The following is a 13,525-nucleotide window of genomic DNA, read 5'->3' on the forward strand; positions in this document are numbered from 1 at the left end:
ATTAGTGTACCAAAATATGAAAAACTCAAAAAGGATATCGCTTTATAGTAAAAATAAGATATTTTCAGATAATCGACATAATTCTTTCAAAATATACACACAGCTTTGTAACAAGTCTCACATACTTTAAACGCATTTTCACTATAAACTGATTGTAGATAATGTAAAAAAGGAGTGAATATTTATTATGTCCGACGTTCTGTTACTGAGTCGTTTTCAATTTGCAATTACTGTTTTTTATCATTTTTTATTTGTACCTTTGACAATCGGACTTGTTATTTTAGTAGCGTGTATGGAGACTCAATACGCCCGCACATTGAATCCAACATACCGCAAAATGGCAAATTTCTGGGGTAAATTATTTACAATTAACTTCGTAATGGGGATTATAACCGGGATTACGATGGAATTCCAATTTGGAACAAACTGGTCTGAGTACTCCAAATATATGGGAGATATTTTCGGATCACCTCTCGCAATCGAAGCACTCGTTGCCTTCTTCTTAGAATCTACTTTCATGGGAATATGGTTATTCGGTAAAGACAAAATTTCACCAAAGTTCCGTGCCTTCTGTATGTGGATGGTTGCACTTGGCACAAATATTTCCGCCCTTTGGATTATTACAGCAAACGGCTTTATGCAAAACCCAGTTGGCTACGTCGTACGTAACGGCCGCGCTGAATTAAATGATTTCTGGGCACTCGTTACGAATCCATACGCTTGGAATATGTTCTTCCATACTGTAGTTGGTTGTTATATTGTTGGTGCTTTCTTCGTCATGGCAATTAGTGCCTATCACTTATTACGTAAAAATGAAGTTGAATTCTTCAAAAAATCATTTAAGTTTGGCTTAATGTTAGGCTTATTTGCCGCAACAATTACACCGTTTATGGGACATCAATCTGGTGTATCCGCGGCTAAATATCAACCTGCTAAAGGTGCTGCAATGGAAGCTGTTTGGGAAACTGGGAAAGGACAAGGCTTCTCGATTGTTCAAATTCCTGATGTGGAAAATGAAAAGAACTTTGAATTCCTTACGATTCCAAAGTTAGGAAGCTTCTTCTATACAAATTCATTTGATGGCGAAATTGTTGGTTTAAAAGATATTCCGAAAGAAGATCGTCCAAACGTTAACCTTGTGTACTATAGCTTCCGCTTAATGGTTGCACTTGGTATGTTCTTTATGGCATTAACTTGGTACGGTTTCTACTTAAACCGAAAAGGAAAACTAGAAAACTCAAAACGTTACTTAAAAATTACAATATGGTCTGTTTTACTACCATATATCGCAATTAATGCTGGTTGGATTGTTGCCGAAGTAGGTCGTCAACCATGGACAGTTTATAAACTCATGCGTACCGCAGAATCTGTATCACCTATATCTGTCCCGCAAATTTGGTTCTCATTAATTAGTTTAATCTTGTTCTACACTTTACTTTTAATCGCAGATGTATACTTAATGCTGAAGTTCGCCAAAAAAGGACCAGCAGCATTAGAAGAACCTGCTACTGAGGGAGGCGTGGCTCATGTCTCATGATATGCTTGCGATTATCTGGTTTGGTTTATGGGGCGTGATTTGGACAGTTTACTTTATTCTTGATGGATATGCACTTGGTAACGGAATGATTTTTCCTTTCGTTACGAAAGACCGACAAGAACGAAATCAATTACAAGAAGCAATTGGCCCGTTCTGGGGCGGTAATGAAGTGTGGTTAATTACAGCTGGTGGCGCAACATTTGCTGCCTTCCCAGTCACATATGCAAATATGTTTAGTTATTTATATACACCGTTATTCTTAGTATTACTTGCACTATTTGCTCGTGCTGCTGGACTTGAGTTCATGCATAAAGATGATTCACCAATTTGGCAAAAAACTTGTAAATGGGCATTTGCAATTGGTAGTTTCTTAATTGCTTTCCTATTCGGTGTTACATTTGCTAATCTTTATTACGGACTACAAATTGGAAAAAATGGCTATGAAGGAAATTTACTTAGCTTACTAAATCATTACGGTATTTTAGGAGGGCTGTTCTTCACTGCTATATTCGTCGTATCTGGTGCCCTTTGGGTTATGATTAAAACGACTGGTGAAGTATCTGACCGTGCTTATAAAATCGCAAGACCATTTTCAATGGCAGCTGCTATCATTTTAGCTATTTTCTATGTAGCAACTGCAAATCGTACAAATTTATTCCAAAACTTCACAGAGTACCCGGTACTATTCATTCTTCCAGTACTTGCAATGTTAATGAGTGTACTCGCACTTATTATGGTGTACAAACATAAAATCGGTCTTGCATTCACATTCGTTTGCTTAACAATCGCAATGTTTATGACAACTGGCTTTGCGGGTATGTTCCCAAGAATGTTACCATCTCGTATTAATGATGCTTATAGTACAACGTTATACAACGCAGCTGGTAGTCAATTAAACTTAAAAATTATGTTCTTCGTTGCAATGGTTATGGTACCAATTGTTATTGGATATCAACTTTGGAGTTACAGTATCTTTAAAAATAAAATTCATAAAGACTCTGCTAAAGGGTATCACTAAAATGAAAAAAGACACTTCGTTTGAAGTGTCTTTTTTATACGTATGATTTTCGATAAGATGTTATATTTCTAATCTAACAACTATAATACAGAAGAATCATTAACAGCTCACAGCTAGATTGTAGCACAGGACAAGTTCATCATTTTATGCAATTTTACATATTTCTCTATAAAGTAAACTGTATTCCCTGATCATTCACATCGCTATCCCCTACATCTGATGTACTAATCCCGCTAAATGTTTGTACTTTAATCCCTGTATTCGATGATCCCGATCCATTATAAGCTTTCGTTTTTTCAATCGGCTGCACGTTATATTTATCTCCTAAATTAATCGTTCCATTGCAGTTTTCAATAATAACGCCTTCCACAACTGACGGCATTTTGTCACCTACTTTCATTTCCTTACTTTCATTTTATGAAAAGCGCCTAAAAAAATAGCATGTTTCCATAAGAAAAAAGCACTCAGACTGAGTGCTTTTTTCTTATTTACCTTTTTTCTTTTTCTCACAAGCAATTCCATCGCCATCACGGTCTAAATGCTTACCATAATACGGGCTATCTCTTGTAATGTCATAATATCCCGCATCGTTTGCTTCTTTACAGTTCGCAAAACGTTTCGGATCTGGTTTCACTTCCGGTTTTACTTCTGGTTTCGGTTGTGGCTGTGGTTGTTTTGCTCCTGGTCTTTCTTCAAATGGTAACGTTGCATTATATAAGAACTGAACGTATTGCTCACGACTTACATGCATTTTAGGTGCGAATGTACCATCACCAGTTCCAGCCGTAATATAATTTGATTTAATTGCAGTAATCGCAGGATTCGCCCATCCATTTCTATCTACATCCGGGAAATTATGATCCCCTCTAATTTGCAATTGGAATCCTCTTGTCAAAATTTGTGCCATTTCTTCACGAGTTAACGAATCTTTCGGTCTAAATTTTCCTGTGTTATCTCCAACAAATATACCCATCTCTGTTAAAGCAAGAATCTCTTTTTTAAACATAGTTGAACGATCCGTAATATCTTTATATGGATTGTTATACTGTTCTTTTACTGTCGGTTTTAAATGGCGGAACATAAGAGCTGCAACTTGCTCACGCGTTACATCATCACCAAATCCAAAAATCCCATTTCCGTATCCAGCAACAACGTTTTTATTTGCTAAATCCATAATTGCTTTATAAGACCAATGATTGTTTGGAACATCTTTAAAACCTGCGCTTGCCTCCGCTGTTCCAATTGAAGTAAATGCTGTAGTTGCAACAAGTGCACCTGTTAAAATTAATTTTTTAAATCTCATACTTAAGTCTCCTTCTCTTTCCATAATAACCATTTAACAATATAACAAATTATTCAAATGTACTTTGTCATATTCTGTCGAACACAAAAAAGAATCCTGCAGGATTCTTTTTTGCTAAGCATGAATGGCAATTTTGGAGACAGTTGACTTCTTCAAAAATTTATTAGGGGTAATATTTTGAAAAAGAAAGCCTTTCATATGTAGGTTAACACTACTGGAATATATAGTAAATTGATAATATTTATACGGAAGATTGCTAATGTTTAGTATAGATACTTTCCACTATACCAACAGTGAAAAGCATCTACATGAAACAACAAAAAAGGCGCCTTCAAAGAAGATGCCTTTCATAAACAGACACTATAAAACAGAATTATTTATTGTTATACGATTGTTAGATACAAAAAGTAGAGGGAAATGTTTGTATTACATTCTGTTTTATAAAGTATGTCTACCACTTATATTTTAATCCTCTTCACTTGAAAATAAATATAATATGCATAATTACATATGAAAAAGAAAAGACACTCCATAGAGTGCCTCTTCAACCATTTTACTTTTAATATATCGCTTTACATACATTGTAACATATGTATCCATATATTTTATTGAGAAAATTCAAAATCCTTTTTTTTTCATTTTCAATTATAAAATCATGTAATATAAAAGGTATGTCAAATTCTTATACAAGTTGAGGTGTACTATATTTATGTCTTTCGGAATCATTCCTCTTATATTGTTTATTATTTTTCTTATCTCCTATTTAAAAGATCCACGAAAAATAATAAATGGTTTTTTATTTAATACTTTTATCTGTTTTTTCCTTCTGTTTTGTATACTTGTCTCTTGGAACTCAAGTAATACTATCCTAGGCTACATAATAGTCTTACCTATTTTAGCACTTATCGTTATGATTCCTTTTGGTATTGTTGCTTTAATGTTTGGACTATTTCTGAATGCGAGAATTTTAATGAAACGAGAAGGCCGACGTTTTACTAACTGTTTAACACTTATTGCTGCTTTAGGTATTTTATTCTGTATATTATTCCTTTTCATAAGTCCAGCAAGTTTCTTCTCATCACATTTCCAGCCTATTTTCGCTGGTATTTCTCTTATAACCGTATATTTCTTTATACACTTATCTAACTTCTTAAGCGCTTATTTTCTATATCAATTCAACAGACCAAGGCGTAATCAAGATTTCATTATCGTTCTCGGTAGCGGCTTAATTAATGATAAAGTACCACCTTTACTTGCCAGTCGTATTCATAAAGCGATCGACTTTTACTGGAAACAAGCCGCTGTGAATACGCCACCAACAATTATTTTCTCTGGTGGACAAGGTCCAGATGAAGGCCTTCCTGAAGCAGAAGCGATGCAAAAGTACGCTGTTGAAAAAGGAATTCCGCTTGAACATACAGTGCAAGAAAATCGCTCTGTAAACACATATCAAAATATGTTGTTCTCTAAAGAAATTATGGATTCTTTAAAACCAGACGGTAAGTATAAAAGTATTTTTACAACGAATAATTTCCACCTTTTCCGCGCTGGTATATATGCAAGACAAGCTGGTCTTAATAGCCAAGGAATTGGATCAAAGACAGCCTTTTATTATTGGCCTAATGCAATGATTCGTGAGTATGTTGCAATCGTTGTGATGGGACGTAAGCGCCATATGAAAATATGTGGAACTATTTTAGGTTTTGCTTTATTCCTATCCGTGCTTAGTTTTATCATTTCTTAATAGCATCCCATCCTTTGAAAGGATGGGATTTCTTATACTCATTTCAAAAATATTTTAAAGTTAATATGGTCATAATATTCCCTGCATACATCCATTAAAGGAGAATTTTTTCAAATAAAATGTTAAAATAAAATTTAAGTGTGAATGACGTAACAAATAAGAAACTAGTTTGAAACGAGGAAATCATATGGAGAAAATTATCAAAAACAAGCCCAATAAGCTTAAAATCGCTTCAAAAGCTTTGATGATTATTATTGGGGCATTTATTACAGCGTACGGATTAGAGGCAGTATTAATTCCAAATAACGTATCAGACGGTGGTGTAACTGGTTTAAGTATCGTTAGTTCAAGATTGTTTGGATTACCATTAGGAGCTCTAATCGCAGTTATTAACATTCCTTTCGTTTGGTTAGGATATAAGCAAATCGGTAAAAGCTTCGCGATTTATTCCATTATCGGGATTGCTTCATTAGCAATAGGTACCGTTGTCATGCACGGAATACCAGCTATTATTGAAGGCGATACATTATTAGTTACAGTTGTTGGTGGTATTATCATCGGTTTTGGTATGGGACTAGCATTGCGTAATGGCGGGGCATTAGATGGAATCGATATGCTAGCTGTATTGCTTTCTCGTAAGTTACCATTTGGAACGAGTGACCTTATTTTATTCTTAAACATGTTCGTATTTATTTTCGTATCAACCGTATTCGGTCTTCAAGGAGCTATCCTTTCGGCAATTGCTTACTTTATTGCTTCGAAAGTGATTCATATCGTTGAAGTTGGTTTAAGTGGTTCGAAAGCATTTAAAATCATTACAAAAGAGCCTGAATTGATGGTAGAAACCATTCGTGATCGTTTAGGCCGAAGTGCAACATATAACGAAGTATACGGCGGTTATTCTAGAGAGAAATTCAAAGAAATTTCTTGTGTAATTAACCGTTTAGAAGAAAGTAAAATGAAAGAACTTATTAATGAAATCGATCCACACGCCTTTATTACAGTTTATGACGTAGCAGAAGTAAAAGGCGGTAACTTTAAGAAACGTGATATTCATTAATCATTATGAAAGAAGGGGGTGTGCCAATATGTTGGCACACCCTCTTCTGTTATTGTTGTCAATTTTTGTCGGTAAGTCGATATATTCTAATAATCGCTGATATATTTGGAGTTGCGGGCGATATATTCCAATAATCGCTGATATATTTGGAGTTGTGGTCGATATATTTTTACTCCCCCCATCTTCCCCCGCTCTTAATCCATGCCACGTATTTTTGAAAGGCTGGCACTTCTTGTTGGAAACGAAGCGGAACATATAGAAAAAGAGTACACGTACATAGTATCCATAGAATACCTACTACAAAGTGAAATTTCATCGTTGTGCTAATAAACAAACTTAAGAATAATACGAGGAACATAATTACACTAAATCTTTTATACATAGTCATAATAATCTCCTCCTTATAACTTCATTATACCAGCTATAAGGAATTAATTTCCAGAATAAAAAAAAGACCGAAAAGCCACTTCCACTTTTCGGTCTCTACACTATCTTCTCTTCGTAATCTTTCCTGAACCACCGACCCTCGTTTTCGGAGGAGATGTATTCCTTGGCGGTGTTTTAATAGATGATTTCGGCTTCACATCTGATCCGCTCGAACCACCTGGTGTTTTCGTTATTTTCCCTTTGCTTCCAGTAGAAGGCGGAGGCGTGCTGCTTCCTTTTTTCGTAATACTTCCTGTATCTCCTACAGAAGATTTCGAATCTACATTATCGCCACGCTTAATGATAGACCCTTTCCCTTCCTTCGTAATTGGAGGCGGGGTTTTCTTTTCTTCTTTCGTAGGCGGTCTCTCTGGAATAACTGGTTTATGATTTTGTCTGTCATTATATCCGCGATAATCACCGTACGATGATTTTCGTGAACCGAATATATCATTTAATATACTACCCATAATATATCCTTGCAGGAAGGACGGTTGGTAATTTTGACGGACAAACTCTTTATTACTTATTTCAATTAACGTATCAGATGGCTTCTCTTTATCCTTTTGCAGATTATAAATCTTATCAGAATAAACGAGGAACATTTGATTTTCGTCTTCTTTAGATGCTTGCTTCGGTTCTCTTTCATTCATGAGTTCCTTCGCGACTTCAGGAACTGACCGATTGGCGGCCCTATACACGTAAGATTCTTGTTTACCTTCTTTTGCGACAGATTCAAGCGGATAACGATCTTGAATCGACTTTGTCTGTCCGCCTTGGCAACCTGATAAGGCATATCCAGCAACAACAAGTAACGTAACGATAGCAAGTATAGGGATCACGAACGATTTAATCATGGTAAACAATCGGTTTGACATGATTACGCCCCCTTACGTTGCTCTTATAATTTGTACATCAGCAGGAATAATTGCTTCTCCCTCATACATCATTGTGCGACCATTTTGCCATTCAATACGTAATAATTTTCGATTATCCGATTGGAACTCCCATACATACTGTTCTTCTGAAGCTGAGAATGGTGTTTTCCCCATCACAACAACACGTCCGTTATATTGCTCTTCCATATGGTACTCTGTATCATCCATCTCAATTGTCGTCGGAATTTCATCAATCGAATCTAAACGACCATCAATTGGTGTATATAATTTGTAATACGTATTTTCACGATCTTCAATTTTTAAATAACGAATATCTTTCCCGTCTTGCAGTGTTAAAACAATTTCTTTACGAGAATGCATACTCGTTTTCCCAATTAATTCATACATGACTAATGAAACTTCAACCATATCGCCAGGAGCTAACGTTAACAAACTTTTCTCTGGTTTCAGCGGTTCTGGGCTTTTCATTATATTTTTAATTCGTTTAAATAAACTCATGAGCTACCCCTCCTTCTCTCTTTATAAACAAGCACCTAAAATAAGTGCACCCACAATATGTAATGATCCGGCCAACATCGCGTGCGCAACACTGCCTTCTTTCGTACCTTCTTCTAAATCTAAACCAGCCATTTTCTTTAACACAAATTCGATAAACATTTCTACCACTAATAAAATAACGAAAGAAACGGCTGATGCAAGTAGTGCTTGCCATAAGTCATTTGCTTTCGTTATCGATTGAGATAAAATGTACCCTTGCGCGAATAATTTCATAACGAAACGAGTTGTTACAGCTGTATTCCCATTTTTTATTTCTTTTAAGTCATTGTATTTAGTAAAAATTGAATCAACCCACATAATTGCAAATAAAAGTACTGCACTCGCTCCAGTCCATACAAGCATGGCTAATACATTTGTCCATGTCATTGCAAAACCTCCTCTAAAAAGTAATAGAAAACCGACATGAATTTGTTTAGACATGTCGGTTCATTTGTCTCTATTCTATATTATTTCTCATACTGCTTCATAATACGAGCTAATTCATCGTCAACAGCAGAGTTTTTGTTTAAGCTTGCGAATTCATCATCTAATGATTTTTCTTTTTTGTACACTTCACCGCTTGCTTCTGCTTCAGCCTCTAATTGAAGAGCTTTCTCTTCCATACGGCTTAAACCAGCTTTCGCTGAGTTTGAATCAAATCCAGACATCGCCTGATTAATATTCTTTTGTGCTTTCGCCGCATTTACACGTGCTACAAGTGTCTCACGTTTATTTTTCAGCTCAGTTAATTGCTTGCGCATTTCTTCTAGCTTCAGGCGAAGATTATCAGCAGCAACTTTATTTTGCTCATAGCTTGCTTTATATTCATTCATCTTTTGCTCTGCGCTTTGTTTTTCTTCAAGAGCACGGCGCGCAAGATCTAAGTTGTTAGCTTGAACAGCCATATGAGCTTGCTCTTCACGTTTTTTCACAAGCGCTTCTTGCTCTTCAAATAAGATTTTGAATTTCTTCTCAAGTGCGATTTGAGCTGCTACACTTTTCTCAGCTTCTTGTACATCCGCTTGCATATCGCGTAAATATTGATCCGTCATCTTAACTGGATCTTCCGCTTTTTCAATTAATGAATATACGTTCGACATTGTTAAATCTCTTAATCGTTTAAATACAGACATCTAAATTCCTCCTATGATATACCTCATATTTCAAATTCACTACTTGGAAAACTGAAAAATCTCCCTTTACAGTAAAGAATATTCATTTTTACAGCCTATGTGTTTATTATAACAAAACTAATATGTCCTTACATGTTATTTCCAAAATACATCCATTATAATATGACATTCTATATATAATATTGTATTTCTAATATATTCTCATTATCCCTCTTTAAAATTAACTTGCTTTTGTGCAATTTCACTAAATTACATAAGTGTAATGTTACTGTAAGCTAACTCGATAGTTGCGTCTCCCTATTTCTTATACACTAATACCAGAAGCAACAAACAAGCTTCTCATCATTTCGGAACTAATACAAAAATTGTATTTACTATAAAACAGATAAAAGGAGAAATCATCATGAAAAAATTAGTAGGAATCGGGTTAGCAGCAGCAATTTCACTTGGGGCATTATCAGGTTGTTCTTTATTAGGAGAGAAAGCGAACGGTTTTGTAATTTACGGATCAGAAGAACAAGTTCAGCAAATTACAGATAAAAACAAAAAAGAAGTGAAAGAAAAAGACTTCTATAAAATGAAAATGACAACATTAGAAGGTAAAAAAGTTCTTGTCATGGATAAGAAAACTGGTGAAGAACTGGTGAAGAAAGAATTACTTAACAAAGTGGATGCAAAAGACAACACGAAGCCACTTGATAAATTACCAGCTGTAACAGCAGAACAAGGTGTATTATTTGCTAAAGAAAAAGTAGAAAATGCTACACTTGATGGAGCAAAATTAAAATATGAAGGCAACACAATTATCGGAAGTGGCCGTGCATATGCCGACATGTTCGCAATTGTTGATGATGCAACTTACGGAAATGTAAAAGGTGAAGAAAAATCTGTAGGTGTATTAAAATTCGATAAAGATCCAAGTAAAGAGTTCCCTGGAAAGAATGGTGTAGAATCATCACAACTTGTAAAAATTAAAAAGTAAAACAAAAAAGCTTCACGAAATGAAGTGCACCCCAATTGTTAGACACATAATTAACAATTGGAGGTGCATTTTTTATGGCTAAATTTTCTTCAAAAGATAAAATACAAGCAGTAAAACGATATCTAGAAGGTACTGAAGATGTTTTTTACTTACTAACTATATGACTGTCGTTGACATTGATCCGCTGAATAAATCTATAATTTGTACGGATGCATTTTACAATAATATGACGTTAATATTATTTTTCGAACCTTACATACTCACCTGAAATCCACTAATTACCATTAATGTTATACATACCATCTTTATATCCCTTTATTACTTCGCACTGCAATACTTCCATGTACTTTCTAAGAGTGCTATCACTTATTCCTAGTCGTTTGGATACTTCACTAGCAGATAAACAATTTCGTCCGTCATAACGTTACAACGGATTTGATTAATTAAGAAGATAACTATTTCAAATCGGAAGAGGGTTTAAAACAGTTAAAGAAAATGATTTTTGGATGTAACTTCACTTCACTTAAATAAATGACACCATTTTTATTTTAATCCCCTCTAATAAAGAACAGACATAAAAAATAATATTTTACCCAATAAATAATATATATATATATATAAATATATATATATGCAATATTGCATATCGCATGGACGCCCTAAATAAAATATGCAACAATTGGAATCGTTATTTTAAAAAAACATTTTTGGAGTAATTATACACTTATGTTAAACCTAAACTTAAAATCAAAATTCAAGAAAATCATCCCAGCTTCAATGGCATTCGCTGCACTTTTAACAGTTGCACCACTTTCTTCTTTTGCTGCTGAAACAGATGCACCTGTGAAAAATAATGTTGTGAATTTCCCACAAACAAACTACAATGTGACTGATTTAAATCAAAATCCAACAATTGATATAGATGAAGACGGCGAGGTATCTGCTCAAGGTTGGAAAAAGCAAGGATTAATTTACGGTTTAAAATGGGGCGGTGAAGCGTTAGAAAGCCTTCTTGGATACTTAGGTAAAGCAAAATATAAGAACGCTGTAAAAGAAAATCGTTTATCAATTGCCCACTATTTAGAGTACACAGAAAATGTAGCTAAACGAGGATTAAAAAACTTTTTAATTGATGATTGCGGCATAACACCTTCTACAGCAGATGTAGTAGCGGAAGGAATTTTATTTGTTATTCTATAATGTGTAATAATAGTATTGATACCTTATAGAAGTATGGAGATGATATACATGAACACGAATGAATTCGAATTATTAAAATATCAAATTGAACTATTGAAAAAAATGGTTAATATTGATGACAACCCTCTCTATGATTATATGATTGACTATAATTTTTCTAGAGAACAACATAATATTTTTGTAGATATTCTAAGTGCTTTTTCTCTTCAATTAAGACGTCAATCAGAGCAATTAGAAAAAGATGGAATTAAATATTTTGAATCTCATAAAGAAGCCATGTTATCTAAATACTCTCATTTAGATACTACAGGTTTTAATGGACTATCTATAGAAAATGCTCCAACTTTTGAAGCATTTTCATCTCTTATTACTCCATTTTTACCTGAAGATGTAAAACCTTTAATTTTATTAAAGCGTACGAATCGACAAGGTATACATACAGACATTTGTGAGTATTTAATTTCAGAATCACAAAAATAAGGCGCAATATGCGCCTTATTTTTACGTTTGAAAGGACTAACATTCGATGAAAAAAATAACTATTCATAATTTACCTTTATTTGCTTTTACTATTTTTTCTTTATTAATCTTTTTTATTGGTGGATTAAATGAAAAAAACGTATTTGCTGCTGAACATGATATAAAAAAAGACTACTTAATTATGTTTAATAACACAGTTGACGAACAACTTATCATTAAACATGGTGGTGTTATTAAGGAAACCTTTGAAAATTTACCTATTATTAAAGCTGAATTCTCCTATAATCCTGAAAAAGTTTTAAAACATAATAGTAATGTTAGTGAAGTGGAAGTAGATCAAACTATTAAAGCCCTTGGGGATAGTAATACTCAAACTAATCCCTCAATGACACAATCAAAATCCATCAACACTATTCCTTTCACTGGAAAAGGGGTATCTGTTGCTATATTGGATTCGGGAATTGATACAGAACATACAGATTTAAAAATAAAAGACGGTATTTCATTTGTAGAGAATCACCCAAGTTTTGATGATGATAACGGTCACGGGACACATTTAGCAGGAATTGTCGCAGCACAAGATAATGAATTAGGAATGACAGGTATAGCACCTAATGTAGATTTATATGCCGTAAAAGTATTAGATAAATATACAAATGGAAAATACAGTACAGTTGTAAAGGGAATAGACTGGGCCATTGAACATAATGTAAATATTGTTTTAATGAGCTTAGGAGGAAAGAAAGAGTCAGCATTTTTTAAAGAAGCTATGGACAAGGCTTATCAAAAGGGTATCTTATTAATTGCCTCAGCTGGTAATGAGGGGTATAAGGACGGAAATACAATTTCTTATCCTGCAAAATTCCAATCAGTAGTTGCTGTCGGAGCTTTAGATAAAAATGATGCACGCGGTTTTCTTTCAAGTAAAGGTGATGAACTTGAATTAATGGCACCTGGTGTTGATATTTTAAGTACATGGAAAGATGGAAATTACAGATTAGATAGCGGAACATCTATGGCAGCAGCCCACGTCGCGGGCGTTGCTTCATTAATATTTGAAAAGAACCCTTATTTATCAAATAAACAAGTTAGAGAGATTATGAATAAAGCGGCTATTTCTCTTGGTAATGCTTTTGAATATGGTAATGGTAAGATAAATGTAGACTACGCTCTAAATATGGCGGATTAAACATAATGTTAAAAGGT

15 protein-coding genes are annotated in these 13,525 nt (G+C 34.3%); 8 read left to right on the forward strand and 7 right to left on the reverse strand.

Annotated features, from left to right (window positions below):
- The first annotated feature begins 187 nt into the window (after positions 1–187).
- Positions 188–1,537 carry a cytochrome ubiquinol oxidase subunit I gene (gene cydA, locus PSR14_RS25740; RefSeq protein ID WP_048557024.1) on the forward strand — a complete coding sequence of 450 codons (1,350 nt, stop codon included), beginning with the start codon at positions 188–190 and terminating at the stop codon, positions 1,535–1,537.
- Positions 1,527–2,555 (forward strand): cytochrome d ubiquinol oxidase subunit II, encoded by a 1,029-nt coding sequence (cydB, locus tag PSR14_RS25745; protein WP_000017662.1) that lies wholly within the window; start codon positions 1,527–1,529, stop codon positions 2,553–2,555. Before cydA ends, cydB begins: the two co-directional genes overlap by 11 nt.
- A 166-nt stretch (positions 2,556–2,721) precedes the next feature.
- Here the strand turns inward: cydB and PSR14_RS25750 are convergent, their stop codons facing one another.
- Positions 2,722–2,955 (reverse strand): spore germination protein, encoded by a 234-nt coding sequence (locus PSR14_RS25750; RefSeq protein WP_001998505.1) that lies wholly within the window; start codon positions 2,953–2,955, stop codon positions 2,722–2,724.
- Between the two features lie 84 nt (positions 2,956–3,039).
- Entirely contained in the window at positions 3,040–3,858 is an 819-nt protein-coding gene (locus PSR14_RS25755) for an S-layer homology domain-containing protein (protein WP_001211243.1), read from the reverse strand.
- 709 nt (positions 3,859–4,567) lie between these two features.
- Here PSR14_RS25755 and PSR14_RS25760 point away from each other — a divergent pair.
- Both PSR14_RS25760 and PSR14_RS25765 read left to right on the forward strand, forming a co-directional pair.
- Positions 4,568–5,602, forward strand: coding sequence for a YdcF family protein (locus PSR14_RS25760; RefSeq protein ID WP_000007818.1), 1,035 nt, complete (start codon positions 4,568–4,570; stop codon positions 5,600–5,602).
- A 187-nt stretch (positions 5,603–5,789) separates the two neighbouring features.
- Positions 5,790–6,662 carry a YitT family protein gene (locus PSR14_RS25765; RefSeq protein WP_000411240.1) on the forward strand — a complete coding sequence of 291 codons (873 nt, stop codon included), beginning with the start codon at positions 5,790–5,792 and terminating at the stop codon, positions 6,660–6,662.
- 169 nt (positions 6,663–6,831) lie between these two features.
- Here PSR14_RS25765 and PSR14_RS25770 read toward each other — a convergent pair whose 3' ends face one another.
- From PSR14_RS25770 to PSR14_RS25790, 5 genes are all read right to left on the reverse strand, one after another.
- Positions 6,832–7,050, reverse strand: coding sequence for a hypothetical protein (locus PSR14_RS25770; RefSeq protein ID WP_000180098.1), 219 nt, complete (start codon positions 7,048–7,050; stop codon positions 6,832–6,834).
- Positions 7,051–7,150: 100 nt separating this feature from the next.
- Positions 7,151–7,966 carry a DUF4247 domain-containing protein gene (locus tag PSR14_RS25775; RefSeq protein ID WP_000071211.1) on the reverse strand — a complete coding sequence of 272 codons (816 nt, stop codon included), beginning with the start codon at positions 7,964–7,966 and terminating at the stop codon, positions 7,151–7,153.
- A 12-nt stretch (positions 7,967–7,978) separates the two neighbouring features.
- Complete coding sequence (locus tag PSR14_RS25780) at positions 7,979–8,485, reverse strand: DUF4178 domain-containing protein (protein ID WP_098487228.1); 507 nt, start codon at positions 8,483–8,485, stop codon at positions 7,979–7,981.
- Positions 8,486–8,506: 21 nt separating this feature from the next.
- Positions 8,507–8,911 (reverse strand): DUF350 domain-containing protein, encoded by a 405-nt coding sequence (locus PSR14_RS25785; protein WP_000220322.1) that lies wholly within the window; start codon positions 8,909–8,911, stop codon positions 8,507–8,509.
- A gap of 80 nt (positions 8,912–8,991) precedes the next feature.
- Complete coding sequence (locus PSR14_RS25790; protein ID WP_000110284.1) at positions 8,992–9,657, reverse strand: PspA/IM30 family protein; 666 nt, start codon at positions 9,655–9,657, stop codon at positions 8,992–8,994.
- A 403-nt stretch (positions 9,658–10,060) separates the two neighbouring features.
- On the opposite strand from PSR14_RS25790, the gene PSR14_RS25795 reads away from it, so the two are divergent.
- From PSR14_RS25795 to PSR14_RS25810, 4 genes are all read left to right on the forward strand, one after another.
- On the forward strand, positions 10,061–10,639 hold the full coding sequence (locus PSR14_RS25795) for a lipoprotein BA_5634 family protein (protein ID WP_000737498.1): 579 nt from the start codon (positions 10,061–10,063) through the stop codon (positions 10,637–10,639).
- 726 nt (positions 10,640–11,365) lie between these two features.
- Complete coding sequence (locus PSR14_RS25800; protein WP_000933426.1) at positions 11,366–11,839, forward strand: hypothetical protein; 474 nt, start codon at positions 11,366–11,368, stop codon at positions 11,837–11,839.
- A 48-nt stretch (positions 11,840–11,887) separates the two neighbouring features.
- Positions 11,888–12,319, forward strand: coding sequence for a hypothetical protein (locus tag PSR14_RS25805; protein WP_001095277.1), 432 nt, complete (start codon positions 11,888–11,890; stop codon positions 12,317–12,319).
- Positions 12,320–12,365: 46 nt separating this feature from the next.
- Positions 12,366–13,508: a S8 family peptidase gene (locus PSR14_RS25810; protein ID WP_000724386.1), complete on the forward strand. Its 1,143-nt coding sequence runs from the start codon at positions 12,366–12,368 to the stop codon at positions 13,506–13,508.
- The last annotated feature ends 17 nt before the right edge of the window (positions 13,509–13,525 follow it).

Source organism: Bacillus sp. A01H (assembly GCF_045277205.1).
Taxonomy (GTDB): Bacteria; Bacillota; Bacilli; order Bacillales; family Bacillaceae_G; genus Bacillus_A; species Bacillus_A paranthracis.